This is a genomic window from Bifidobacterium pullorum DSM 20433, assembly GCF_000771405.1.
Classification (GTDB): Bacteria; Actinomycetota; Actinomycetes; order Actinomycetales; family Bifidobacteriaceae; genus Bifidobacterium; species Bifidobacterium pullorum.
In genome coordinates, this window is sequence record NZ_JDUI01000003.1 from 1 (window position 1) to 24950 (window position 24950).

At 67.7% G+C, this 24950-nt stretch carries 18 protein-coding genes and 1 tRNA gene; 3 read left to right on the top strand and 16 right to left on the bottom strand.

Going from position 1 to position 24950, the window contains the following annotated elements; genetic code table 11:
* From OU11_RS02460 to OU11_RS02470, 3 genes are all read right to left on the bottom strand, one after another.
* The coding region (locus OU11_RS02460; RefSeq protein WP_033514337.1) for a fatty acid synthase subunit beta domain-containing protein at positions 1 to 5388 on the bottom strand (5388 nt) is incomplete at its 3' end.
* A 47-nt stretch (positions 5389 to 5435) separates the two neighbouring features.
* A complete protein-coding gene (locus OU11_RS02465) occupies positions 5436 to 7043 on the bottom strand; it encodes an acyl-CoA carboxylase subunit beta (protein WP_033514338.1) in 1608 nt (535 codons plus the stop codon).
* Positions 7040 to 8899 (bottom strand): acetyl/propionyl/methylcrotonyl-CoA carboxylase subunit alpha, encoded by a 1860-nt coding sequence (locus OU11_RS02470; protein WP_033514339.1) that lies wholly within the window; start codon positions 8897 to 8899, stop codon positions 7040 to 7042. The genes OU11_RS02465 and OU11_RS02470 overlap by 4 nt, the downstream gene beginning before the upstream one ends.
* 268 nt (positions 8900 to 9167) lie before the next feature.
* Here OU11_RS02470 and OU11_RS02475 point away from each other — a divergent pair, with 268 nt between their 5' ends.
* The gene (locus tag OU11_RS02475; protein WP_033514340.1) at positions 9168 to 9731 is read left to right on the top strand and encodes a biotin transporter BioY; all 564 of its coding nucleotides are present in this window, start codon (positions 9168 to 9170) and stop codon (positions 9729 to 9731) included.
* Between the two features lie 166 nt (positions 9732 to 9897).
* Here the strand turns inward: OU11_RS02475 and OU11_RS02480 are convergent, their stop codons facing one another.
* On the bottom strand, positions 9898 to 11007 hold the full coding sequence (locus tag OU11_RS02480; RefSeq protein WP_033514342.1) for a biotin--[acetyl-CoA-carboxylase] ligase: 1110 nt from the start codon (positions 11005 to 11007) through the stop codon (positions 9898 to 9900).
* A gap of 260 nt (positions 11008 to 11267) precedes the next feature.
* Here OU11_RS02480 and OU11_RS02485 point away from each other — a divergent pair, with 260 nt between their 5' ends.
* Both OU11_RS02485 and OU11_RS02490 read left to right on the top strand, forming a co-directional pair.
* Positions 11268 to 13286, top strand: coding sequence for a DUF6020 family protein (locus OU11_RS02485; protein WP_373869292.1), 2019 nt, complete (start codon positions 11268 to 11270; stop codon positions 13284 to 13286).
* Complete coding sequence (locus OU11_RS02490; protein ID WP_081963403.1) at positions 13283 to 14131, top strand: PucR family transcriptional regulator; 849 nt, start codon at positions 13283 to 13285, stop codon at positions 14129 to 14131. Before OU11_RS02485 ends, OU11_RS02490 begins: the two co-directional genes overlap by 4 nt.
* A gap of 102 nt (positions 14132 to 14233) precedes the next feature.
* Here the strand turns inward: OU11_RS02490 and rplA are convergent, their stop codons facing one another.
* From rplA to OU11_RS09315, 12 genes are all read right to left on the bottom strand, one after another.
* Positions 14234 to 14926: a 50S ribosomal protein L1 gene (rplA, locus tag OU11_RS02495; protein WP_033514344.1), complete on the bottom strand. Its 693-nt coding sequence runs from the start codon at positions 14924 to 14926 to the stop codon at positions 14234 to 14236.
* Between the two features lie 14 nt (positions 14927 to 14940).
* Positions 14941 to 15372, bottom strand: coding sequence for a 50S ribosomal protein L11 (gene rplK / locus OU11_RS02500; protein ID WP_033505350.1), 432 nt, complete (start codon positions 15370 to 15372; stop codon positions 14941 to 14943).
* A gap of 347 nt (positions 15373 to 15719) precedes the next feature.
* A complete protein-coding gene (gene nusG, locus OU11_RS02505) occupies positions 15720 to 16493 on the bottom strand; it encodes a transcription termination/antitermination protein NusG (RefSeq protein WP_033514345.1) in 774 nt (257 codons plus the stop codon).
* A gap of 25 nt (positions 16494 to 16518) precedes the next feature.
* Positions 16519 to 16746 carry a preprotein translocase subunit SecE gene (gene secE / locus OU11_RS02510; RefSeq protein WP_033514346.1) on the bottom strand — a complete coding sequence of 76 codons (228 nt, stop codon included), beginning with the start codon at positions 16744 to 16746 and terminating at the stop codon, positions 16519 to 16521.
* A gap of 36 nt (positions 16747 to 16782) precedes the next feature.
* A tRNA-Trp gene (locus OU11_RS02515) sits at positions 16783 to 16858 on the bottom strand.
* A 152-nt stretch (positions 16859 to 17010) separates the two neighbouring features.
* Positions 17011 to 18216, bottom strand: coding sequence for a pyridoxal phosphate-dependent aminotransferase (locus OU11_RS02520; RefSeq protein WP_033514347.1), 1206 nt, complete (start codon positions 18214 to 18216; stop codon positions 17011 to 17013).
* A gap of 68 nt (positions 18217 to 18284) precedes the next feature.
* Positions 18285 to 19418, bottom strand: a complete 1134-nt coding sequence (gene proB / locus OU11_RS02525; protein WP_033514348.1) for a glutamate 5-kinase — start codon at positions 19416 to 19418, stop codon at positions 18285 to 18287.
* A gap of 16 nt (positions 19419 to 19434) precedes the next feature.
* Positions 19435 to 21111 (bottom strand): GTPase ObgE, encoded by a 1677-nt coding sequence (obgE, locus tag OU11_RS02530; protein ID WP_033514349.1) that lies wholly within the window; start codon positions 21109 to 21111, stop codon positions 19435 to 19437.
* A 102-nt stretch (positions 21112 to 21213) separates the two neighbouring features.
* On the bottom strand, positions 21214 to 21465 hold the full coding sequence (gene rpmA, locus OU11_RS02535; protein ID WP_033514350.1) for a 50S ribosomal protein L27: 252 nt from the start codon (positions 21463 to 21465) through the stop codon (positions 21214 to 21216).
* 34 nt (positions 21466 to 21499) lie between these two features.
* Positions 21500 to 21808 (bottom strand): 50S ribosomal protein L21, encoded by a 309-nt coding sequence (gene rplU, locus OU11_RS02540; protein ID WP_033514351.1) that lies wholly within the window; start codon positions 21806 to 21808, stop codon positions 21500 to 21502.
* Between the two features lie 139 nt (positions 21809 to 21947).
* Positions 21948 to 24602, bottom strand: a complete 2655-nt coding sequence (locus OU11_RS02545) for an Rne/Rng family ribonuclease (RefSeq protein ID WP_033514353.1) — start codon at positions 24600 to 24602, stop codon at positions 21948 to 21950.
* Positions 24603 to 24762: 160 nt separating this feature from the next.
* A complete protein-coding gene (locus OU11_RS09315; RefSeq protein WP_161782751.1) occupies positions 24763 to 24936 on the bottom strand; it encodes a hypothetical protein in 174 nt (57 codons plus the stop codon).
* Positions 24937 to 24950: the final 14 nt, after the last annotated feature.

The window sequence follows — 24950 nt, forward strand, 5'->3', positions numbered from 1 at the left end:
CGGAGCGGACTCGACCGGGGCCGGGGCGGCGGCAGGAGCGGCCGCGGGGGCGGCCGGAGCGGACTCGACCGGGGTCTCCTCCGGCTCCTCCTCGACGACCAGCGAATCGGAATCGGTCATCGTGACACGTCCCTCATCGCGACCGACGTTGTACACGGTCACGTCGCGGCCGGCGAACTCCGGCAGCTTCAGGGTCTTGGCGGCCATGTTGGCCAGCGTAGGCGAGTTGCCCAGGCCGACCTCCACGAGCTCCTCCACACCCAGGCCGCCGATGCCGCGGGCGCTGAACATCAGGTTCTGCGTCTCGATCCAGCGCACCGGGGAGGCGAACTGCCAGGAGAGCAGCTCGGTGAGCAGCAGACGGCCGAGCTTCTGGTCGTCGGCGGCATAGGAGTCCCACACGGCCGGATCGTCCAGCGCGGCCTTGATGCGCTCGGAGGGCACGACCTCGAGGATCTTGGCAGCGAATTCCTTGGTCATCTCGAACGGGCAGGCCACCAGGTTCGGGATGTAGCGGCCGACCAGGCGGTCGTAGTCGATGTACTGCGGCAGCAGCGCGTCGAGCTTGTCGCGGAAGTCCGGCACGCCCTTGCGCAGCATGCGCGAATGGAACGGCACGTCGATGCCGGGCAGCACCATGAACGACTTGCGCCCGCCGTATTCGGCGGCGCGGCGTTCGGCGTCGGCGCCCAGGGCCTTCAGACCCGCCACGGTGCCGGCGATCACATACTGCGAGCCGGAGAGGTTGTAGTTGACGATCTGCAGGAACTCGCCGGTCTTCTCGGCGATGGACTGCACGTACTCGTTCACGCCGTCGTCGCCGATGCCGAACTGGTTGGAGCGCAGGGCGCCCATGCGGTAGTTCGTGCGGCCGTTGGCGTCACGTTCGACCAGGCTGTCCATGGCGGAGCCACGGTGGAACACGAGCACCAGCACGGTCTCCAGCGGGATGATGCCGGCGAACGAGCTCAGCGCGTTGTACTCGCCCAGCGAGTGGCCGGCGAAGTAGGCGGGCCAGATGTCGCTGCCGGATTCGCGCAGGCGCGCGGTCTGCACGAACGCCACGGTGGCGAGCGCCACCTGTGTGAACTGCGTCAGGTTGAGCAGGCCGTCCGGATGGTAGTAGCGCACGCCGTTGGCCACGAGCTCCTTCGGGTTATCGCGCACGACGGCGATGATCGAGAAGCCGAGCTGCTCACGGGTGATCTGGTCGGCTCGCTCCCAGACCTCGCGTGCGGCCGGGGACTTGGCGCGGGCGTCGAGTTCCATGCCCTGCTGCTGGATGCCCTGGCCGGGGTAGACGAAAGCGGCCTTCGGGGCGCGGGTGATCGCGGTGCCGCGCGAGACGATCGCGCCATCGATGCGGCAGGTCACCTCGAGCACCATGCCGCCGTGACGCACCTTGCCGACGCGTTCGACGGAGATCTCCACTTCGTCGTCCAGCTGCACCATGCCATACATGTTGTAGGTCCAGCCGGCGATCTCGTAGTGGGCGCCCTTGTCGTCGGTGGCCTGGGCCACGTGCTGGGCGGTGGCGGACAGCCACATGCCGTGCACGAGCGGGGCCACGAGTCCGGAGATGGCGGCGCCGCGGTGCGAGGTGTGGATCGGGTTGAAGTCGCCGGAGGTGCGCGCGAACGCGGTCATCTCGTGCGGCGCCTTGACCTTGACGCGGCGCAGCAGGCGGCGCGGGGTCGAATCGGTGAGCAACTCGTTGGCGTCCATACCGTCGAGGGCGAACATCGTCTCCTTGACGGCGAGCTCGTCGCGATGGAAGTCGAGGTAGTCGCCGTAGTCCGGGGCCTCGGTCGGCAGCGCGTCGGAATAGGCGCGGCCGCGGATCGCGAAGCGCTCGGTCTCGTGGGCGAGCACGGTGCCGTCGGCGGCGGCGTGGTCCACGTGAATGGTCACCACGCGGCCGGAGGCGGACTCGAAGTAGTCCTCGGCCCAGCTGGTCATGCTGATGGTCTCGCCGGTGTGGGCGAGCAGCTCCTCCTCGGTGACCTCGAGCTCGATGAGGTGGTCGAGGTGCACGGCGTTGAGCAGGCCCTCGATGACCGGGAAGCCGTTGACATACACGGAGCCGAGCGCCGCGTAGATGGCGGGCCAGGCCGGGCCGACCAGCGCGTCGGGGGCGATGCGGGAGGCCTTGAGGTTCTGCGGCATGGTGCCGGCGGTGGCGGCCTCGTGGTCGAATCCGAGGTTGGCGGACAGCGTGTAGGTGGCGTGGGCCTCGCCGAACGGGCGGGCGGCCGTGTCGTCGCTCTTCTCGATGACCGGCATGGCGGTCAGCTCGTCGCCGGTGATGGCGGTGTTGCCGATGCCGGCGGTGGCGGCGAGCATCGCGTAGACGTGCTCGGGCAGGCGCTCGCGGTCGACGACCGGGAACAGGCCGGATTCGGTGCCGTTGACGACCAGCGGGATGACGATGTCGCGCACGGCGTGCTTGGACAGGCCACCGTCCGGATCGTTGTCCCAGTAGGTGTCCAGATGGATGTCGAGGTCGAACAGCTCGCCGTTCTCGCCGGTGCCGACGTGGCGGATCTCGTAGTGCTCGTCGCCGTTGGCGGTGCCGTAGGCGGGGTTGGCCATCAGGTGGCCGACCCAGGAGATGTTCGGGCAGTTGCGGATGAACGCCTCGGCGTCGGCGGAGACGCCCAGCTCGGCGAAGGCCTCGGTGGTCTCGCCGTTGTTGGCGGCCTTGACGCGCTCGGTGGCGGCCTGCTCGAAACGGCCGAGGATGTCGGCGATCGGCTCGTCCATCGTGGTGATGCCGGCCACGGAGATCGGTCCGGGGATGATGCGCACGGAATCGGCGGAGTAGCGGGCGTCCTCGGACTGCCACAGCTGGTCCTGGCCCCACCAACGCAGCAGGTCGTTGTCGATGACCGGCACGAACGGCATCGGCTTGGGGAATTCACGCACCAGGGTCGGGAACCAGGCCACGTCGGCGGCGGTCACCTTGAGCTCGGCGGCCTGCGGATAGGCGGCGCGCAGCTTGGCGATGGCGGCCTGCGGATCGGATTCCACGGCGGCGCGGTCGGCGAACAGCGAGTCCAGCTCGCCGGACTCCTGCGAGCAGACGCGGGCCTCGATGCGCTGCAGCAGGTGCAGGAAGCGCTCGGCGTAGGTCTCGTCGACCCACGGGAAGGACAGCTCGGCGAAGCGCTCGGCCCACTCGAGATAGGTCATGTCCTTGAGGTCGCCGAAGTACGGCTTGGCGGTCTTGTTCAGGGCCTCGACGATCTCGTCGTGGCGGGCGTCCAGCTCCTCGGGGTGCTTCATGACGCGCACGAGCAGGCGGCCGCACTGGGCGGAGGAGTTCTCCAGCTCGTAGATGTCGGCGTGCAGGTGGCTCAGACCGGAGGTCACGCCGCCGACGGCCTTGCCGGACGGCACCCACTTCTCGCCGCGCGGCGCGAACGGGTCCGGATCGGGGGTGGTGTCGGTGATGCCGGGGGTTTCGACCAGCATCTTCTTGACCTGCGGGCTGGTGTGCGCCTCCTTGGCGGTCATTGCGGCGGTGCCGACGAGCACGCCGTCCACCGGCATGTCAGGCATGTCATAGACGCGGGCCCACTGACCGGAGATGTAATCGGCGGCACGCTCCGGCGTGCCGATGCCGCCGCCGGCCACGAGCACCAGGTTCTCGCAGTCGCGCACGTCGGCGTAGGTGGTCAGCAGCAGGTCGTCCAGCGACTCCCAGGAGTGGTGGCCGCCGGCCACGCCGCCCTCGATCTCGACGATGATCGTGGTCGGGGCCACCGCCTTGGCGATGCGCACGACCTGGCGGATCTGGTCCACGGTGCCCGGCTTGAACGCCACGTACGGGATGCCGTCGGCCGCGAGCGAGGCGACGAGCTCCTTGGCCTCGTCGAGCTCGGGGATGCCGGCGGAGACGACGACGCCGTCGATCGGGGTGCCGGAGGCGCGCTTCTTCGGCACGATGCGCTGGGAGCCGAACTGCAGGTTCCACAGGTAGCGGTCCATGAACATCGCGTTGAACTCGACGGTGCGGCCCTCCTCGAGCTGTTCCTCGAGCTTGGCCACGTTGCGGTCGAACACGTCGGCGGTCACCTGGCCGCCGCCGCCGATCTCAGCCCAGTAGCCGGCGTTCGCGGCCGCGGCCACGATCTCCGGGTCCACGGTGGTCGGCGTCATGCCGGCGAGCAGCACCGGGGCCTTGCCGGTCAGCTCGCTGAACTTGGTGCGGATCTTGTCGCCGGCCGGCGTATGCAGCACGCTCGGGGCGAAGCGACGCCAATCCTGGGTGCGCTCCGGGTCGCCGTCCAGCGTGGCGAGCGCGGCGCGTTCGGTTCCGGTGGAGGCCTCGACCACGCCGACGCCGGTGCCCTGCACGTTGGCGGCGATCAGCTTGCCGGCGGTGGCGCCGGGGCCGAGATCGACGATCCACAGCTTCGTCGGATCGTTGGAGGCGATCAGCTCGCGCACGCGCGAAGCCCAGTCCACATGGTTGACGAGCACCTCGTCGGCCAGCACGCGGGCGCGCTCGCCGTCGAGGCCGCAGACCTGCGCCCAGGCCACGGTCTGCTCGACCGCGTCGGCCATCAGCGGGGAGTGGAACGGCAGCGTGACCTCAAGGTATTCGAGCACCGGGTTGAACACCGCGCCGCCGCGCACCTTGTCCTCGCGCAGCTTGGCCTGGTGCTTGTGCTCCTTCTCCGCCTCGGTGACGAACGAGGCCAGGTCCTCCGGATAGCCGGAAAGCACCTGGTTGTCGGAGGCGTTGGTCACGGCGATGGAGATCGGGCCGCGCGGCTTCGACACGCGGGCGATCAGCGCCTCGACCTGCTGGACGGTGGCGCCCTTGACCGACAGCATCGGGGTGGCCTCGCCGACCTTGGCGTTCAGGGCGATGAGCTTGGTCTGGCGGCTGCCGGCCACGCCGATCAGCTGGGCGATGGCCAGGATCTGGTCGATCTCGTCGGATGCGGCCTCGATCGACCCGGCGGCCATGGCGGCCTGCACCATGTGCACGGCGAGCACGCCCTGCGAGTGGCCGAGCACGGCGGCCGGCTTGGCGGCGGCCGGGTCGTAGCCCAGGCCGGCCATGTCGAGCAGCGCGCCCAGCTGGGCGAGCGCGATGCCGGGCACGGAGGCCGCGGCGTCGGCGGCCGTGCCGAGCTTGGCCGGGTTCGCCTCGAAGCCGAACAGGTCCACGGGGTGTCCGGTGGCGGCCAGCAGATCGGCGTTCACCGGGGTGAGCAGCCGGTTGGCGGCGGCCATGTGGCCCTTGAGCGACGCCTCCAGCATCGGGTCGGTGGTCTGGTCGGCCAGGGCCACGGTCCACGGCGTGGACTGCCCGCCGAAGGCGAGCGCATGGGGCTCGCCCGCCAGACGGTTGAGGAAGAACATGGTATCGGTCATTGCTGTTCCTTTTCTTCTGTTTGGTTCAAGTCGGTTCAAGTGTTGGGTTACAGCGGCTGGTTGCCGTGATGCTTGGTGGTGCGGCGGACCCGCTTCTTGCCGGACAGCAGTCGCAGCGATTCGGCGATGGCCTCGCGGGTCTGTTCGGGGTCGATCATCGCGTCGATCTCGCCCATCTCCAGGGAGAGGTTCGCGTTGACGGTGGTGGCCTCGTATTCGTCGGCGAGCTTGGTGCGCAGCGCCTCGACGTCCTGGCCCATCTCCTTGGCCTTCTGCAGCGCCTTGCGGTGGATGATGTTGACGGCGCCCTTCGCGCCGAGCACCGCGATCTGGCTGGTCGGCCAAGCGAAATTCACGTCCGCGCCGATGGCCTTGGAGCCCATGACGATGTACGCGCCGCCGAACGCCTTGCGCAGGATGACGGTGACCATCGGCACCTGGGCGTTGGCGTAGGCGTAGATGACCTTCGCGCCGCGGCGGATGATGCCCGCGTGCTCCTGCTCGGCGCCCGGCTTGTATCCGGGGGTGTCCACCAGGGTGATGACCGGCAGGTTGAACGCGTCGCACAGACGCACGAAACGGGCCACCTTCTCGGAGGCGTCCACGTCGAGCACGCCGGCGTTGACGTTCGGCTGGTTCGCCACGATGCCGACCGGATGGCCCTCCACGCAGGCCAGCCCGACCACCGCGGAGGGGGCGAACAGCTCCTGCACCTGCACGAACTCGCCGTAGTCCACGATGCAGCGGATCACGTCCAGCACATCGTAGGGCTGGCGGTCGTTCTCCGGCACAATCGTGCCCAGACGCTCGGCCACGGCGCGGTCGCCGCGGGTGGCCGCGTAGGCGAAGGTCGGCGGGTTGTCGTCGGAGCTGGACGGCAGGTAGGCGAGCACGGTGCGCGCGTAGTCGATCGCGTCGGCCTCGTCCTCGCCCAGGTAGTGGGCCACGCCGGAGGTGGCGTTGTGCACCAGGCCGCCGCCCAGGTCGTCCATGCTGATCGTCTCGCCGGTGGCGGCCTTGACCACGTCCGGTCCGGTGACGAACATGCTGGAGTTCTCGCGGGTCATGATGATCAGGTCGGTCAGGGCCGGGCAGTACACGGCGCCGCCGGCGCACGGCCCCAGGATGATTGAGATCTGGGGGATGAAGCCGCTGGCCTCGCAGGTCTTGCGGAAGATGCGGCCGTACTGGGTCAACGCGGCCACGCCCTCCTGGATGCGGGCGCCGCCCGAGTCGATCAGGGCCACGACCGGCACCTTCAATTCCAGGGCCATGTCCATCAGGTGGCAGATTTTCGTGCCTTCGGCGGTGCCGAGCGTGCCGCCCTGCACGGAGAAGTCCTGGGCGTACACGCCGACCTTGCGGCCGTAGATCTCACCGAAACCGGTGATGACGGCCGATCCGGCCTTGCCGCCGTTGATGTCGCCGCCGGCGAAACGGCCGATCTCCTGGAAGGAGCCGGTGTCGAACAGCAGATCCAGGCGTTCTCGCGCGGTGCGCTTGCCCTTGGCATGCTGACGGGTGCGGGCGTGCTCCTCGGCATCGCGGGCGAGCTGCGCCGCGCGCACGATGGCGGCGCGGATCGGCTGCTTGTCGGCGCTCTCCCCGTTCTCCATGGCCTTGACGACGGCGGGGGCGGTCATAATGTCGGTCACTTCGACTCACCTCCCTGCTCCTCGGGCTTGGTCGCGCCGTCGATGTCGAGCGTGACCAGCGTCTCGCCGGCCTCCACGCCGGCGGCCGGCCCGACGAAGATCTTGGTGACGGTGCCCGCCACCGGCGAATACACGTAGTTCTCCATCTTCATCGACTCGAGCACCACCAGCAGGTCGCCCTTGGCCACCTGCTGGCCTTCGGCCACGTTGATGCGCGTGACGACGGCCTGCATCGGGGAGGCGATGACCCCGGACTTGCCCTCATCGTTGGCGGCCTTGGCAGACACGTTGTGCAGGCCCTGGCCGCGCAGCGGCTGGGTGGGCAGCTTGGCGCCGCGGGCGCGGGCGGAACCGGTCAGATTGTCGACGATGTCCTGCGGCACGGTGAGCGTGACGCGACGGTTGTCGATCTCGATAACGAAGGATTCGGTCGCGGTCTTCGGCGTCTCCGCGGCCCCCGCGCTCAGCGAAGCGGGCTGTCCGGCGCTCAGCGAACCGGGTTCGCGGTTCAGATAGGTGCGCTCCAGCCACTTGGTGGACACGTCGTAGGCGTGGCCGTTCTCGGCGGTGAAGTCCGGATCGTTGAAGATCTGTTCGAACAGGGCCGCCGGGGTGGGCACGCCCTCGATGGCCAGCTCGCCCAGCGCGCGGCGCACGCGGGCCACGGCGGTGGCGCGGTCCTGGGCGGTGACGATGAGCTTGCCCATCATCGAATCGAACTTCGGGGAGACGGTGTCGCCCTCCTTGACGCCGGAGTCGATGCGGATGCCCGCGCCGGACGGCCAGACGATCCGGGTCAGGGTGCCGGAGCTCGGGGTCAGGTTGGTGGCCGGATCCTCGCAGGTGATGCGCAGCTCGAAGCTGTGGCCGCGGGGTTCGGGGGCTTCGGTCAGCTCGCCGCCCTGCGCGATGGTGATCTGCTCGCGCACGAGGTCGAGCCCGCACACCTCCTCGCTGACGGTGTGCTCGACCTGCAGACGCGGGTTGACCTCGAGGAAGTAGACCTTGTGCTGCGGGGTGACCATGAACTCGCAGGTGCCCAGGCCCACGTAGCCGACCGCCTCGAACAGGTTGCGCGAGTACTGTTCGAGCTGGCGGGCCACGGATTCGCTGAGGAACGGGGCCGGGGCCTCCTCGATGAGCTTCTGGTTGCGACGCTGCACGGTGCAGTCACGCGTGGAGTACACGGTGAAGTTGCCGTGGCTGTCGCGCCCGCACTGGGTCTCCACGTGGCGGGCCTTGTCGATGAAGCGTTCGATGAAGTATTCCTTCAGATCGCCGCCCTGCAGCGAATCATGGTTCAGGTAGAAGCCGCGCAGCTCGTCGTCGTTGTGCACGATGGTGATGCCGTGTCCGCCGCCGCCGTCGGTGCGCTTCATCATGATCGGGAAGCCGTGCGTGTGCGCGAAGTCGAACAGCGCGTGGATGTCGGTGGCCGATTCGGACAGGCCGGGGACCGGCGGGACCTTGGCCTTGGTGGCCACGCGGCGCGCGGTGATCTTGTCTCCCAGGTCGGTCAGGGCCTGCGGGGAGGGGCCGATCCAGACCGCGCCGGCGGCGGCGACCTTCTCGGCGAAGGAGGCGATCTCGGAGAGGAACCCGTACCCCGGGTGCACGGCGTCGGCGCCGGACCGCTGCAGGATCTCGATCATGAGGTCCTCGTTGAGGTAGGTGTCCTTGTAGGTATCGCCCGAGAGCAGATACGCCTCGTCGGCCATGCCCACATACTGCGATTCACGGTCCTGCTCGGCGTAGACGGCCACGCTCGCGATGCCCATCTCCTTGAGGGTGCGCACCACCCTCAGGGCGATTTCGCCGCGGTTCGCGACCAACACTTTTTCGATACGTTTGCCCATGGTATCCAAACTTATTCCGGCACTCGTGTGAAGGGTTAGCGAAGAATCTACAAAACATCGCGTCCGCTTTTGTGAGGTTCCACAAACGTCGCCGTAACCTACGCGCGCGTACCCCGCCGGTACAACACGGACCCGGATTTTTTGTGCACGGTCACAGCGCGCAACCGCACGCGCGACGCCTACCATGGCCATGCCACGTCCTCCCGCAATCGTTCGTCGCCGGATTCCAGGTGCGGCGGGAGGTTCCACGTCATGAAAGGGAGGGGCCATGTCCACCAGCGTCATCGCAATCATCCGCACCGCAACCGCCCACGTCCGGCCCGCGGCGCTGCCGCTGCTGTTCGCCGCACTGCTGTGGGCGTCCGCGGCCGCAGGCGCCGTGCCGATTCCCGGCACGCCGGTGCCGATCACGCTGCAGACCCTGGTGGTCATGATGGCCGGTCTGATGCTGACCCCGCGCCAGGCCGCGGCCTGCATCGTGCTGTATCTGACGGCGGGAGCCGCCGGACTGCCGGTGTTCGCCGGCGGCATGTCCACGGCCGCGCTGGTCAGCCCGACCGGCGGATTCCTGCTCGGATTCCTGCCCGGCGTGGTGGTGACCGCGCTGCTCAAGGGCGCCTCCCAGGGCCGGCTGGTCGCGTTGCGCCACTTCGCCGCCTGTCTGATCGGCTGCGTCGTGGTCGTCTACGCGTTCGGCATCACGATGCAGTCGGTGCTCACCGGCGTCCCGGTCGCCGCCATCGCGATCGCCTCCACCGGTTTCATCATCGGCGACCTGATCAAGGCCGCGGTCGCAACCCTCGCCGTCGCGGGCATCAGCCGCCTGCGCTGACGCGGGCACGTCCTCCACTGACGTGCCCGTGGTACGGTACAGAACACACAAACGCCGCCTTTCCTGGTTCCGTACCACAGCGTCGTGGTACGCAAACGCGACACGCCTGCCGCCCCGGCTCCATACCACGGCCGGTTTCCGCGACACCTCCCGCACCGCTTCGGGTCTACAGCACCCCCACGTCGCCGGTAGTGACCGTATACTCGCGCCCGCCGGCGTCGCGTATCACCAGCGACGCGTCGAGGTTCAACCGCAGCGCGACACCTCGCACCACTCCGCCGTCGGCCAGGCGCGCCTCCACCAGCCGCCCAAGCGTCCAGCACGCCGGTTCCATCTCATCATGCAGCGCAGCGGCATATCCCACGGGATTCCCGACGAACGCCCGCAACCGCGAACGAAGCGCGGTCACCATGCGTGCGGCGATCAGGTCCCGCAGTCGCGCCGGCTCGGGCAACGGCGTACGATGCAGCTGCAACGAGGTGGCAAGCTCCGTCGGCAGACGGTCGGCGGGAATCGCCAGATTCAGACCGATGCCAATCACCAGTCCGACCATCCGCCCATCATCGGAAACCGACGGGCATGCTCGCGCCTCGGTCCCGGCAGCCGCACCTGTCACGGCGGATGCGGCACCGCCACAAGGCAGCACCAACTCCAACAAAATCCCGCCGAGCTTGTGATCGTGGAGGAACACGTCGTTCGGCCATTTCAACCTGAGACCGCACGCATCTTGTCCGCCGGCGGCGCGGTGCGCGCCAGCGATGTCCGCGGAACCGTCCTGCGGGGAGTCCGGCGCATCCGGCGATGGGGTTGGCATGTCCAACGATGCGTGTGCGCATGTCGCACCCACCTGCGCGCATACACCGTCGATGGCCTCCACCGCGGCCAGGCCGGCGATCATCTGCAGCCAGCCGTTGATGCGGGGATCGGTTGCCAGCGATTGCGGCAGCACCGTGGCGAACGACACCATCGACGACTCCCCCGGCCGGCTCACCCACTGCCGTCCGAGTCGGCCATGGCCGGCGGTCTGGCTGTCGGCCACGATCACGGCGATGGTCGGCGCGGCGGTGGTATCCGCAACCCCGGTATCGCATGCACCCCTGGCGTCAGCGGACGCCTCGGCATCCGCGGCCGAAGCATCGACCGGCGGCCGCATCTCGGACAGCAGCCGTCGCGCCACCGCATTCGTCGAGTCCACCTCGTCGAACCACAGCACCCTGTCGGCGGCGCGGCAGGTGCACGGCAGACGCCGCATCGCCTCGTTGTTGTTCCCGTCCATGACTCCACCCTATCGTCACCGGGCTCCACCCGCGCGGCGCACGCGCAGCGTCCCGGCGTCCCGACGATCGTCCCGGCACCCATGCAGGCGGCGCACCCCATGCGCATCATCCGTCGTTCCACGCGCCCATGCGGGCGACGCACCGTCCCGAAGCGGGCCCCACGTGTGTCGGGGCTTTGCGAGGGTGCGCCGGATCCCGACCCGACAATCATCCACGCACGCTACAATTGCCATCCATGACCGAGCCTTCCAGTATGGATATGATGCATGCCGCCGACGGACGACGCCCCGTATCCCCAGCTGAGAACGCTCACACCGATGCCGCCGCCAAGGACGTCGCGTCCCACCGCCGCACACGACTGTCACGGTTCGCCGCCGGCGCCCGCTGGGGGGTGGCGGGGTTCGCCTGCCTGTGGATGGCGTTGTGCACGGCCGTGGGCCCGCTGTACTGGGCCGAGGGGTCGATCGCCGACTGGTCGTGGGCCAACACCGCGTATTTCCTCGTCTCCTTCGCCGTATACCTGGGCATCGTGACGCTGCTGGTCCGGTACGCCACCGGACGACGCACCCTGCCCCCGCCGCCCATCCCCTGGAGACGGCGGCTCGTGCATCTGGCCCTGACCGCGCCGGTGCGGGCGCTGGCGCGCGTTGGCTGCCGGCTCCGCCGGATCATCATGCGCGGCACCGACCGGTGGTGGAAACTGTTCCTTGTCATGCTCGTCGGATGGCTGTGGGTGCCGACGACCCTGCTGAGCGCGTTCGGCGCCGACATCCGCTCGCAGGCGCGCGAATTCAGTTGGGCGTGGAACCAATGGCTGGGCGTGGACCAGCCGTATATCGGATTCTTCTCCTTCGTGCCGATGGACATCTATCCGACCGCGCATTACCTGTGGACGGACGCCCCGACGTATCTGACCAACCAGCACAATATCGTGCTCACCGTGTGCTACGGCGCCGTCGCCGCCGTCTCGCGGTATCTCACCGGTTCGAACGACGCCGGGTTCGTGGCGCTGTCGGCGGCGCAATACGTCTTCGCCGCGTTCTGCTGCGCGGCGACCGCCCACAGGTTCTTCAACCTGCCGTTCCCGCGGCCGGATGGCGGGCGGGAGGCGTCCGGCGAATCCCGGATCGCGGGGGCGCTGCCCCGATTCCTGATCCTGCTGTTCTTCATGGTCTGCCCGCTGGCCGTGTTCGCCACGATTTCGCTGACCAAGTCGCCGCTGTTCGCGTTCGCGTTCGTCTGGTGGTTCGGCGTGTGGTACGAGCTGCATATGACACGTGGCGGGCTGCGGCGAGACGGAAGGCCCCTGCGGCTGCGCAAGTGCTCCTGGTTGGCGTTCGCCGCCGCATCCTGCGTGATGCTGATCTCCGCCAAATACGCGTGGTACATCATCGTGTTGCAGGTCGTGCTGGCGTTGCTGGCTGACCGGAAGCGCTGGCGCGTCTATGTGACCGCCCTGCTGCTGCCGACGGTGCTCATCCACGGCGGCATATCGCTGATGATCCGATCGGGGCTCATCATCGACGGCGACCCGATCGAAAGCCGGGGCATCCAGCTCCAGCAGATCGCGCGCGTGGCCAAACTCAATCCCGACGGCATCCCCGATTCGGCCGCGGAGCTGCTGGAACCGATCTTCAATCTGGATCAGATGGCGGACGCGTACCGTCAGGATGACGCGGACCCGGTCAAATCCTCCGGCGTCCAATCCAAGAAGGTCAGCTATAAATGGCGCACGGTGACCGAGGAGGACATGGCGCAGTTCAACAGCGCGTGGGCCCAGATCGTGGCCGCCAACCCGGTGATCGCCCTCGACGCGTTGCTGGCCAAGTGCTACGGCTATTTCGACGTGACCGCCAGCCCGTACGTTTCGATGGATTACTACGTGGACAGCATCTATGTGCAGGACCAGACCGAATGGATCAAGGACTGGTGCCACGACTGGAGAGCGGCGGTCGCCGAATTCGCGCGGGATTGGGGCGCCGTGCCGGTGCTCGGATGGCTGACGCACGGCAACCTGTACGTGTCGCTGACGCTGCTGATCGGCGCGGCGGAACTCGTGCTCCGGCGGTGGAGCACGCTCGCCTGGCACATGCCGTTGGCGTTGCTGATGGGCGTCATGATCACCGCGCCGGCCAACAACTTCGAGCGGCATATGCTGCCCGTGGCGTTCTGCTTCGGGTTCCTGTGCCTGACGTTCTGGAGGGAATCCCTCGCCTCGCGCCGCAAGGCGGACGTCATACCCGCAAATCCGCCGGATACGGATACAGTGGAATCATGACTCCATCCGTCTGGCCGTTATCATCCCACCGTCGCCATGCCGAACAGCAGCATGATGTTCCCGGCGACCTGCTCTCGCTGCTGCAGCGCGGCGAGGGGGATTCCGTCGATGCCCGGATCGAATCCGTGGCGTTCGAGTGTCTGGCGGAGGGCGTGGCCGATGACCGCGTGATGTCGCTGCTGCGCGTGCTGGGCTGGCGTGACCTGTTCACATGCTTCACCGTGGCCGGCACCCCCGCCAAGGGGATGGCCGATTCCGGACGGGTGATCCGCGAGGCGGTCCGCGATCTCGGCGGCTCGCACTGCGTCATCGGCATGAGAGGGGCCTGGTGCGTGGCCCTGGTGGAGATGCAGAGCGCCGTCACCCCGGAAGTGGCCTGCACGGCCATGGCCGAAGCGTTCCATGACCAGGCTCCGCTGTGTCTGGGGCCGGTGTGCCAGCAGGTCGAGGGGGCCCGCCGCAGCGTGCAGAGCGTGTTGTCGGCGTTGGCGGCCGCACCGGCGCTTGCCTCGCTGCCGAGGCCGATGCGGGCCGACGATGTGCTGCCCGAACGGGCGCTGCTGGGCGATGCCGTTGCGCGCGACGAGCTGGTCGAAACCGTGTATCGCTCGCTGAAGGGGGACAATGCCGACGATCCCACACTGGCCACGGTCTCGGCGTTCCTGAAATCCGGCAACTCGCTGGAGACCACGGCCAAGGAGCTCAACGTGCACCCCAACACGGTGCGGTACCGGTTGAAGCGCGCCGCCGAGTCCACCGGCTGGGACGCCACCGATCCGCGGGAGAGCTACGTGCTGCAGACCGCCATCGCGCTGGGGCTCATGAGGGACGCCGCGCAGCGCTGACCGGCTTGAGGAAACCGGCGATTCGCCCCGGAATACGCTGAACCCCGCCTCCGGCAAGCGGATGCGGGGTTCAGCGGTCCGTACAGACGAAACGTTCCGCGATCAGACCAGGGTCATCGGGTCGACCGGGACGCCCGGGGCCATCGTGGAGGTGATGGTCGCCTTGGTGATGTAGCGGCCCTTCACGGTGGACGGCTTCAGGCGCTTGACCTCTTCGGCCACGGCCTTGAAGTTCTCGACCAGCGCGTTCTCGTCGAACGAGAGCTTGCCGATCAGGAAGCTCAGGTTGCCGTGACGATCGACACGGAACTCGATCTTGCCGCCCTTGATGTCGGCGACGGCCTTGGCCACATCCATGGTCACGGTGCCGGTCTTCGGGTTCGGCATCAGGCCACGCGGACCGAGCACGCGGCCCAGACGGCCGACCTTGCCCATCATGTCCGGGGTGGCGACCACGGCGTCGAAGTCGAGGAAGCCGCCGGCGACCTTCTCGATGAGCTCGTCATCGCCGACGATGTCGGCGCCGGCCTCGGTGGCCTCGGTGGCCTTCGGGCCGCGGGCGAACACCAGGACCTTGGCGGTCTTACCGGTGCCGTGGGGCAGGTTGACGGTGCCGCGGACCAGCTGGTCGGCCTTGCGCGGGTCAACGTTCAGACGCAGCACGGCCTCGACCGTCTGATCGAACTTGTACGACGGCATGCTCTTGAGCAGAGCGATAGCCTCGGCGCCGGTGTACAGGTTGTTGCGATCGATCTTCTCGGCCGCTTCGCGGTACTTCTTGGAATGCTTAGCCATCTGTCCTTCTCCTCTCAGTCGGTCACCGTGATGCCCATGGAACGGGCGGTACCCTCGATGATCTTCATGCCGGCCTCGACGTCGCGAGCGGACAGATCAGGCATCTTGGTCTCCGCGATCTCGCGGATCTGAGCCTTGGTGACGGAGCCGACCTTGTGGGTCAGCGGGTTCTCGGTGCCCTTCTGGATACCGGCGGCCTGCTTGAGCAGGGCCGCGGCCGGCGGGGTCTTGAGAACGAAGGTGAAGGAGCGATCCTCGTAGACGGTGATCTCAACCGGGACGATCTGGCCCATCTTGTCCTGCGTGGCCGCGTTGTAGGCCTTGCAGAAGTCCATGATGTTGACGCCATGCGAACCCAGGGCCGGGCCGAGCGGCGGGGCCGGGTTGGCCTTGCCCGCCTGAATCTCGAGCTTGATCAGCGCTGAGACCTTCTTCTTGGGAGCCATAAATGGTTCTTCTTTCTGTGAAGCGGTGCAAACGGCGGCGGTCCTGCGACCGCCTCCTCCCGCAACGGGTATTGCTGTGCTGTGCTAGCGGGTCTCCCCTCCAGACACAAGCTTTCCCATTATGCCGACCCTGCCGGACATTCCCACGCCCTCCCCTCCCGCTCCGGACTCTGATCTATCGTGACCGTGATCCAATCTCAACATCCTTGGAATTCCGCCGTTTCCAGCAATGAATCAGAGTCACGATGCATCAGAGTCCGGGAACCGGGAGGGACGGGATGGTGGGGCGGGCAAAACCTGGGGAAACGAAGAAACCCCGCCGAAGCGGGGTTTCTTTGGTACGAGTATCAGCCGAGCTTTTCGACCTGGTCGAAGCCCAGTTCGACCGGTGTGTCACGGCCGAAGATGGAGACCAGCACGGTAAGCTTCTGCGTGGTCGGCTCCACATCGGAGATCACGGCGGGCATCGTGGTGAACGGGCCATCGGTGACGGTGACCTGATCGCCCACGGCGTAGGAGACCTCGACAGTGCGCTTCTTGGCCGCGGCGGGCTTGTCACCGGCCTTCTTCAACGCCTCGGAGGCGATCATCGGGGCCATCATCGCCACGACTTCCTTGCGCGTCAACGGCGCGGGATCCTTGGTCGGGCCGACGAAGCCGGTCACGCCCTCGGTCTCACGCACGATGCGGCGGGCGTCCTCATCCGGCCACATGCGGATGAGCACATACCCGGGCACGCGGACGCGGGTGATGACCTTCTTGCCCTTGTCGGTATGCTTCTCGACCTCCTCCATGGGCACCTCGACCTGGAAGATCTTGTCTTCAAGGCCGAAGCTGGCCACACGGGACTCCACATTGGTCTTCACGCGCTTCTCATAGCCGGAATAGGTGTGGAGCACATACCACTTGCCTTCCAGCGTGCGCAGGCTCTTGGAGAACTCCTCCACGGCCTTGGCGCCGGGATCGAGCTCCTCGTCGGAGGATTCTTCGGCGTCCGCGGTCTGCTCCACGGCAGGCTCGGAATCAGCCGCCTGCGGCTCATCCGCCACGGCCGGCTCTTCGCCGGTCTCGGGGATGTCAGGCAGCTCGTCGAGATTGTCGAGATTCACTTCGTCAGTCATGCATTCACCTTCAGATCGGGATCAATCAGCCGAACATCCACAGCATGAGCTTGCCCAGGCCGAGATCCATACCGGTCACGATTGCCATCAGGAAGAGCACGAAGATAAACACCGCAAGCGCCCAGAAGAACAGTTCCTTGCTGGTCGGGGTCACCACTTTGCGCAGCTCGTCGACGATCTGCTTGATGAACATGCCGATACGCATGAAGATGTTCGGCTTCTTGGCTTGCGCGCTGGTGCTTCTCTTCGCCATAGTCCGTCCTTCACTTCGGCTTGCAATGGAAAAAATTGGCAGGGACGGCGGGACTCGAACCCACAACCTACGGTTTTGGAGACCGTTGCGCTACCAATTGCGCCACATCCCTAGGTGAACTTTGCCCACAGCCGTGCGAATGCATCAGCCGGCGGGCAAAACCGCCAAGAGGCAATCATAGCGGGTCCCGTCGATTTCGTCCACCTCGCGGTGTTCGCTCGTCGACAAACCGCTATTTTTCACCGTTTGTTCCGGTGTGTCCCGTCAGCCGACCCACGCCTGGAACCGGCGCATGCCTTCGGCCAGCTGGTCGTCGGCCAAGGCGTAGGAGAACCGCAGGTAGCCGGGTGCGCCGAACGCCTCGCCGGGGACCGCGGCCACATGCGCCTCGTCCAGCAGCATCGCCGCCAGTTCGGCGGAGGTCGAAGCCACCGAGCCGTTGGCGCCCAGCGGCCGGTTCAGCAGCCCGGAGACGTCGGCGAAGGCGTAGAACGCGCCGGTCGGGGTCGGGCAGTGCACGCCGTCGACCGCGTTCAGCGCGGCCACGATGGCCTTGCGCCGCACGTCAAAGGCCTCGCGCATGGCATAGACGGCATCGAGGTCGCCCGCCACCGCGGCCAGCGCCGCGCGCTGCGAGACGTTCGCCACGTTCGAGGTCATGTGCCCCTGCAGCTTGGAGGCGGCTTTGGCCACCGGCTCGGGCGCCACCATCCAGCCGACGCGCCAGCCGGTCATCGCGTAGGTCTTGGCCACGCCGTTGAGCACGAGCAGCTGGTCGCGCACCTCGGGCACCACCGCGCCGATATAGGCGGTTTTGGCGCCGTCATAGTTGAGATGCTCGTAGATTTCGTCGGAGACCACCCACACGTGGTGCTCCACCGCCCAGCGGCCGATCGCCTCGATCGTCTCGCGGCTCCACACCGCACCGGTCGGGTTCGACGGCGAGGTGACGATGATCGCCTTGGTCCGCTCGGTACGCGCCGCCTCGATGGCCTCGATATCCGGCTCGAAGGCGCGGTCGGCGCCGGCGAACACCTCGACGGGCACGCCGCCCGCCAGCTTGACCGCTTCGGGATAGCTGGTCCAGTACGGGGTAGGGATGATGACCTCGTCGCCATCATTGAGCAGGATCTGGAAGGCCTCGTAGACGGCCTGCTTGCCGCCGTTGGTGACCACCACCTGCTCGGGGGTCACCTCATAGCCGGAATCACGCAGCATCTTGCGGGCGATGGCTTGACGCAGCTCCGGCAGGCCGGGGGTCGGCGTGTACCGGTGGTTCCGCTGGTCGCGGCACGCCTCGGCGGCGGCCTCGACCACATAGTCCGGGGTCGGGAAGTTCGGCTCGCCGGCACCGAAGCCGATAACGTCGATGCCCGCCGCCTTCATGGCCTTGGCCTTGGAATCCACGGCCAGCGTGGCGCTCGGCGCCACATTGTTGATACGTTCGCTCAGGGTCTGCCAGTCTGCCATAGTCATGGTCCCCATGCTAGCCCCACGCGCCGAGAACGCCGCGCCGCGGAACGCCGGCACGGCCCCGCTCAGACCAGAACCAGGTCGTCCCGATGGATCAGCGGATGCGCGTACGCCTCGCCCAGGAAACGCTTGAGCTGGGCCGTGTTGCGCCCGAGCATCTGCGGAATCTCCTCGGAGTCGAACCCCGCCAGGCCACGCGCCAGATGGGTGCCGTCCTCGGCGTCCACCCATACCGGGTCGCCGGCGGAGAACCCGCCGCGCACCTCGAGCGCACCGGCCGCCAACAGGCTGGCCCGTCCCCCGCGCACGGCCCGCGCCGCCCCCTCGTCGACCACGATCGTCCCACGCGGTTCCGCCGCGAATCCGATCCACAACCGGCGCGAGGAGCCGCGATCATGCACGGGCGCGAACACTGTCCCCACCGGGTCGCCCATCATCGCCGGTCCGGCGTTCGCCGCGCTGGTCAGCACCACGGGCACACCGGAGACCGCGGCGATCCTGGCCGCCTCGAGCTTGGTGACCATGCCGCCGGTGCCGACGCCGGAGGTGCTGCCGCCCACCGTCACCTCATGCAACGTGTCGACGACGTTCGGCACGTAGTCGATGCGCCGCGCACCGGGGCTGCCGGGAGGCGCGGTGTACAGGGCGTCCACGTCGGTGAGCAGGACGAGCGCATCGGCGCGCACGATGTTGGCCACGAGCGCGGAGAGCCGGTCGTTGTCGCCGAAGCGGATCTCGTTGCTGGCCAGGGCGTCGTTCTCGTTGACGATCGGCACGACGTCGAGGTCCAACAGCCGTTCGAGCGTGCGCCGGGCGTTGCGGTACTGCGTGGCGCGGATCGTGTCCCCGGCGGTGATGAGGATCTGCCCCACACGGATGCCGAAACGCGCGAACGCGGCCTCGTACCGTGCCATGAGCAGTCCCTGGCCGACCGAGGCGGCGGCCTGCTGGGTGGCCACGTCGCGCGGTCGTTCGCTGAAGCCGAGCGGGCCGAATCCGGCCGCGATGGCGCCCGACGAGACCAGGACGACGCGGGCCCCGGCGTTGACGTTGGCCGCCACGGCCGCCGTCAACGCCTCCAGTTTGGCGGCGTCCAGATGGCCGGACGGCCGCGTCAGCGAGCTCGACCCGACCTTGACCACGACGGTCCCCGCCTGCGCGACGGCCCGCCGCACCTGTGTCTGGCTTGGTGTGGACACGGTTGGACTCCTTACGCTACTCGTCGGCCTCCTCGCCACGGCCGAACAGGCTCTGCTCGTCGTGCGGATCGTCGTCGATGCTCGGATCGGCCCAGTGGCCGGCGGCGCGTTCCGCCATCATCGCCTCGCGGACGGCCTGGCGGGCGTCCATCATCTCGTGGTACTGGCGGCGACGCTCGGCGTTCGTGCGGCGGCGGGCGCGGTTGTCCTGCGCCTCGAGGCGCAGATCCTTGCCGCGGGCGCCCAGCTGGGCACCGTCCAGCATCTCCGCACCGGCGGCGATCGTCGGATCCCAGTCGAAGGCGACGGCACGGTTGCCGCGGCCGATGCGCACCTCGTCGCCCGGCTTGGCGCCCTGGCGGCGCAGTTCGTCCTCCACGCCCAGCTTGGCCAGACGGTCGGCCAGGTAGCCGACGGCCTCGTCGTTGTCGAAGTTCGTCTGCATCACCCAACGTTCCGGCTTGGTGCCGCTGACCGTATACCAGAACTCGCCGCCGGCGTCCTCCACGCGCTCCACGGTGAAGTCGACGCCGGGACCGGAAGCGTCCTGCCCGCGACGGCGGCGCGCCGGCTGCTCCAGCGGCTTGATGACCACGCGCTCGGCCTCCTGCGTCTGCTCGCGCCTGGAGACCTCCTCGCGCATCCGCGCCACCATCTCGGCCAAAGCGAAGTTCAGTTCCTTCAGCCCCTCATGCGATGCGGTGGAGATCGCGAACACCTTGTATCCCATCGCCTCGAACTCCGGGCGGACGAATTCGGCGAGCTCCTTGGCCTCAGGCACATCCACCTTGTTGAGGATGATGATGCGCGGACGTTCGGGGATCGGGATCGCGCCGAGCGGCAGTTCCAGCCGGTCCGCGTACACGGCCAGCTCGTGTTCCAGGGCCTCGTAGTCGGAGATCGGGTCACGGTCCGGTTCCAGCGTGGCACAGTCGATGACATGGGCGATGATCTCGGTGCGCTCGATGTGGCGCAGGAATTCCAAGCCCAAACCCTTGCCCTCGGAGGCGCCGGGGATCAGTCCCGGCACGTCCGCGATCGTATAGCGGCGGTCGCCGGCCATGACCACGCCCAGATTCGGCACCAGCGTGGTGAACGGATAATCCGCGATCTTCGGCTTGGCGGCGCTCATGGCGGCCACCAGGCTCGACTTGCCCGCGCTCGGGAATCCCACCAGCGCCACGTCGGCAATGGACTTGAGCTCCAGGATCACGTCGCGTTCCTCGCCCGGTTCGCCGAGCAGCGCGAAACCCGGGGCGCGGCGCGTCTTGTTGGCCAGGGCGATGTTGCCCAGGCCGCCGGCGCCGCCCGCCGCGGCCACGAACCGGTCGCCGTCATGACGCAGGTCGGCCAGCTGCTCGCCCGGCTTCTTCGGCGCCCCCTGGCCCCCGCGCGCCTCGAAGATCACGGTGCCCACCGGCACCGGCAGGATCAGATCGTCGCCTTTGGAACCGTCCTTGTTGTCTCCCAGGCCCATCGTGCCGTTGCCCGCCGAACGGTGCGGCATGAACCGGTAGTCCAACAGGCTGTTGGCGTTCTGGTCGGCCACGAAGACGACGGATCCGCCGTCGCCGCCGTTGCCGCCGTTCGGGCCGGCCAACGGCTTGTACTTCTCACGCCGGATGCCGGCCGAACCATTGCCGCCGTCGCCGCCCTTGACATGGACGACCACGCGATCCACAAAATCACTCATAGCTGCCTACCTTACCGTGTGCCCCTGCCCGTGGCCGAGGATAGCAAAAGCCGCATCCCGTGGATTGCGGGATGCGGCCCAAACGTATTGCGCCTGCGGAAATCAGGCGGTCACGACGTCGACGACCTTGCGGTCGCGGCGCACACCGAAGCGCACGTTGCCGTCGGTCAGCGCGAACAGGGTGTGGTCCTTGCCCATGCCGACATTCTGGCCCGGGTGGAAGTTGGTGCCGCGCTGACGCACGATGATGTTGCCGGCGATGACGGCCTCGCCACCGAACTTCTTGACGCCGAGGTACTGCGCGTTGGAATCGCGACCGTTGCGCGAGCTGGAAGCGCCCTTCTTATGTGCCATGTCTGTTCCTTTCGGTCCTTACCCAGCCGTCAGATCAGGCGATCGCGGTGATCTTGACGATGGTCTGCTGCTGACGATGGCCCTTGCGACGGGTGACGCCAGTCTTGTTCTTGTACTTCATGATGTTGATCTTCGGACCCTTGGCAGAGTCGTCGATCACTTCCGCCTTGACGGAGATCGCGGCAAGATCCTTGGCACCGAGGGTGACCTTGGCACCGTCAACCACGAGGGCGACCGGGAACTCCACGGTATCGCCGACCTTCGCATCGAGACGGTTCACCACGATGACGTCACCGACCTCGACCTTCTCCTGATGGCCACCGGCCTTCACAATCGCGTACATAATCCGTTTCCTTGCTAGTGTTTGGAAGCTGTTCTGTCCGGCACGGCAAAGCCTCACGGCCAGACACCGACTATCTAATCTACACCGACCCGTGTACGAACGCAAATGGACGAGTCGTGCGTGTCAACTCGACACGCCGTCAGTCCTCGGCGCTCGCGGCCACCGCGGCGGCCGCGATCTGGGCGAGCTTGGCCTTGACGTCCGGCGAGGAGCCCTGCGGCACCTGCACCTGCGTACCCTGGCCATGCTTGTTCGTCTTGACGAACGGATCGCCGCCCTTCAGGGCATACGGGTCGTCGAAGTCCGCGGACACGGTCGGCTCGTCGTGCAGGATGAAGCCACGGCCCTTGCAGGTCGGGCATTCCTCCGAGAACGCCTCCACCAGGCCCTGGCCGATGCGCTTGCGCGTCATCTGCACCAGACCCAGCGAGGTGACCTCGGCCACCTGATGCTTGGTGCGGTCACGCGCCAGGCATTCGACCAGACGGCGCAGCACCAGGTCGCGGTTCGCGGGCATGACCATATCCACGTAGTCGATCATCACCATGCCGCCGATGTCGCGCAGACGCAGCTGGCGGGCGATCTCCTCGGAGGCCTCCAGGTTGCAGCGGGTGACCGTCTCCTCCAGGCTCTTGCCGCGGCCGATGAACCGGCCCGTGTTCACGTCGATCGTGGTCATCGCCTCGGTGCGGTCGATGACGATCGAGCCGCCGGACGGCAGGTAGACCTGGCGCTCCATGCCCTTCCTGAGCTGGGAGTCGATCTGCCACTTGTCGAACACGTCCTTGCCCTCGTGCTCGGCCGGGTCCCACTTCTCCAGCTTGCCCTTCAGGTCGGGGGCCATCGTGTCGAGGTACTCCTCGATGCGCGCGTACACCTTGTCTCCCTCGACAATCATCCTGTCGAAGTCGTCGTTGAAGATGTCGCGCACCACGCGGATCGCCACATCCGGCTCGCCCTGCAGCAGCTTGGGACGCTTGCCGTGCAGGAACTCGTCACGCTTGGCGGTGATGCGCTCCCACTGGTGCACCAGCGTCTCCAGATCCTTGACGATCGCCTCCTCGGAGGCGCCCTCGGCCGCCGTGCGGATGATCACGCCCATGTCCTTCGGCGCGATCTTGGAGACGATGCCCTTCAAACGGCTGCGCTCACGCTCCGAGAGCTTGCGGCTGACGCCGGTCATGCCGCCGGAGGGCACCAGCACCAGGAAGCGGCCGGCCAGCGTGACCTGCGAGGTCAGACGCGCGCCCTTGTGGCCGATCGGGTCCTTGGTGACCTGCACGAGCACCGGGTCGCCGGACTTGAACGCCAGCTCGATGCGGCGCGGCTGGCCCTCCAGACGCGTGGTGTCCCAGTTCACCTCGCCGGCGTACAGCACGCCGTTGCGGGCCTGGCCGATGTCCACGAACGCGGCCTCCATGCTCGGCAGCACGTTCTGCACGCGGCCGAGATAGATGTTGCCGACGGTGGCGACCTCCTGGATGTCGGAGACGTAGTGCTCGACCAGGATGTTGTCCTCGATCACCGAGATCTGCGTATGGCGCTCACGTTCGCGCACCACCATCAGGCGCTCCACGCTCTCGCGGCGCGCCAGGAAATCCTGCTCCATCAGCTGGTTCTGGCGGCTGCGCTCACGGCGGTTGTCGCGCCGACGCTGCTTCTTGGCCTCCAAACGGGTCGAGCCCTCGACATCGGTGATCTCATCGATGTACTGCTGCTTGCGCGAGCGGCGGACCAGCGGCTGCTCCTGCTCCTGCTCGGCCTTGGCACCGCGGCGGCGGCGACGACGACGGCTGACGGTCTGCTCCTCGTCGTCGTTCTCATCCTCCCGGGAGGACTCGCGGGGATGTTCCTCATGCTCGTCACGCGGCCGATCCTCGTTCGCGCGCTCCTCGCGGTTGCCGCCGCGCGAGCGGCGACGACGGCGACGGGTCGTGCCCTCCTCCTCGTCATCGGATTTGGTGGGACGCTCCTCGTCGATCGGCAGATAGGTGATGTCGTCGAGCTCGAGGTCCTCCTCGATCTGCTCGACCTCGGCCGCGGCACGACGCTCCTGGGCGTTCAGACGACGCGAACGGCGCGACGAACGCGTCGACTCGGCATCGGCGGTATCGGCGTGTTCCTGCTCCTCGCGGTCATGGCGGTTCTCGTCACGGTCCTCAGCGCTGGCGGCGCGACGACGGCGCGACGGGCGGGATTCCTCCTCCGTGCGCTCCTCCTCGACCTCGATACGCTCCTCCTCACGGCCCCGCGCACGGCGGGAACGGGAACGACGGGACGCGGGACGATCCTCCTGCCCGTCCTCCTCCTCGTCGTCATGGACGGGACGCGGACGCGACTCCGGCAGCACCGGCTCCTGGAACAGCAGGGAGGTCATCGGGCGGGGCTGACGCCGCGGCTCATGCCCCTCGGGCAGCGCGGCCACCGCGTCGAACGCGCGATCATCACCCGCGGCGTCGCTGAACGGCGAATGGAACACCTGAGCGGATTCCGACTGCTCGGCGTCCGCGCGGCGACGGGTGCGACGGCGCGTGGGCGTGGGCTCGGCATCCTCGCGAGCGGCCTCGGACACGGGCTTCGACTCGCCCCTGGACGGCAGATGCGGCTCCTCGAACAACGGCAGCGAATGATCCTCCACCTTCAGCGCGACGGTGGCGCCGGCGGCACCCACGTCACGGGTGACGCGACGGCCACGGCGGCGGCGCGGCGCGGCGGTCTCGGACGACGATGCTTCAGACAACGACTGATCTGCGGCTTCGACCTCGTCGAAGCCCTCACGGTTCACTCTGGGCACAATGCTCCTCGCGACGCGCTGCACCGCGTCGTCTGTTTTCCGGCCCGTCCCGGCTGTCACCCCACGCTCTCACCGTGGTCGCGCACTATCGCGCACCGTACAGGCTGCTCCTGCAAAAGTCTGTGCTGCTCGACGGCGGACACCGGCGCTCGCGGAACACTCACGCGAGGGGATCGACGCCATCTTCAGGCTGCGGCGGTGGTGTGCAGAACCACCACAGTCCAGTATGACACACTTTTTGCCGGCCGTTCACCACCCATTGGTTTTGCCGCGCGTCGCCGGTCCGCACGGCGACGACCTCCACCGCCGCGCATGCGAGGAACATCCCGCCCATGCCGCAAGGCGGAC

Excerpts from the sequence above, each read along its gene's own strand:
- OU11_RS02470 (WP_033514339.1), bottom strand. The coding sequence starts at position 8,899 with ATGGGCAAACGTATCGAAAAAGTGTTGGTCGCGAACCGCGGCGAAATC.
- OU11_RS02480 (WP_033514342.1), bottom strand. The coding sequence starts at position 11,007 with ATGGACGGGAACAACAACGAGGCGATGCGGCGTCTGCCGTGCACCTGC.
- rplA (WP_033514344.1), bottom strand. The coding sequence starts at position 14,926 with ATGGCTAAGCATTCCAAGAAGTACCGCGAAGCGGCCGAGAAGATCGAT.
- obgE (WP_033514349.1), bottom strand. The coding sequence starts at position 21,111 with ATGAGTGATTTTGTGGATCGCGTGGTCGTCCATGTCAAGGGCGGCGAC.
- OU11_RS02485 (WP_373869292.1), top strand. The coding sequence starts at position 11,268 with ATGATGCATGCCGCCGACGGACGACGCCCCGTATCCCCAGCTGAGAAC.
- OU11_RS02490 (WP_081963403.1), top strand. The coding sequence starts at position 13,283 with ATGACTCCATCCGTCTGGCCGTTATCATCCCACCGTCGCCATGCCGAA.
- secE (WP_033514346.1), bottom strand. The coding sequence starts at position 16,746 with ATGGCGAAGAGAAGCACCAGCGCGCAAGCCAAGAAGCCGAACATCTTC.
- nusG (WP_033514345.1), bottom strand. The coding sequence starts at position 16,493 with ATGACTGACGAAGTGAATCTCGACAATCTCGACGAGCTGCCTGACATC.
- rpmA (WP_033514350.1), bottom strand. The coding sequence starts at position 21,465 with ATGGCACATAAGAAGGGCGCTTCCAGCTCGCGCAACGGTCGCGATTCC.
- rplK (WP_033505350.1), bottom strand. The coding sequence starts at position 15,372 with ATGGCTCCCAAGAAGAAGGTCTCAGCGCTGATCAAGCTCGAGATTCAG.
- rplU (WP_033514351.1), bottom strand. The coding sequence starts at position 21,808 with ATGTACGCGATTGTGAAGGCCGGTGGCCATCAGGAGAAGGTCGAGGTC.
- OU11_RS02475 (WP_033514340.1), top strand. The coding sequence starts at position 9,168 with ATGTCCACCAGCGTCATCGCAATCATCCGCACCGCAACCGCCCACGTC.
- OU11_RS09315 (WP_161782751.1), bottom strand. The coding sequence starts at position 24,936 with ATGGGCGGGATGTTCCTCGCATGCGCGGCGGTGGAGGTCGTCGCCGTG.
- OU11_RS02520 (WP_033514347.1), bottom strand. The coding sequence starts at position 18,216 with ATGGCAGACTGGCAGACCCTGAGCGAACGTATCAACAATGTGGCGCCG.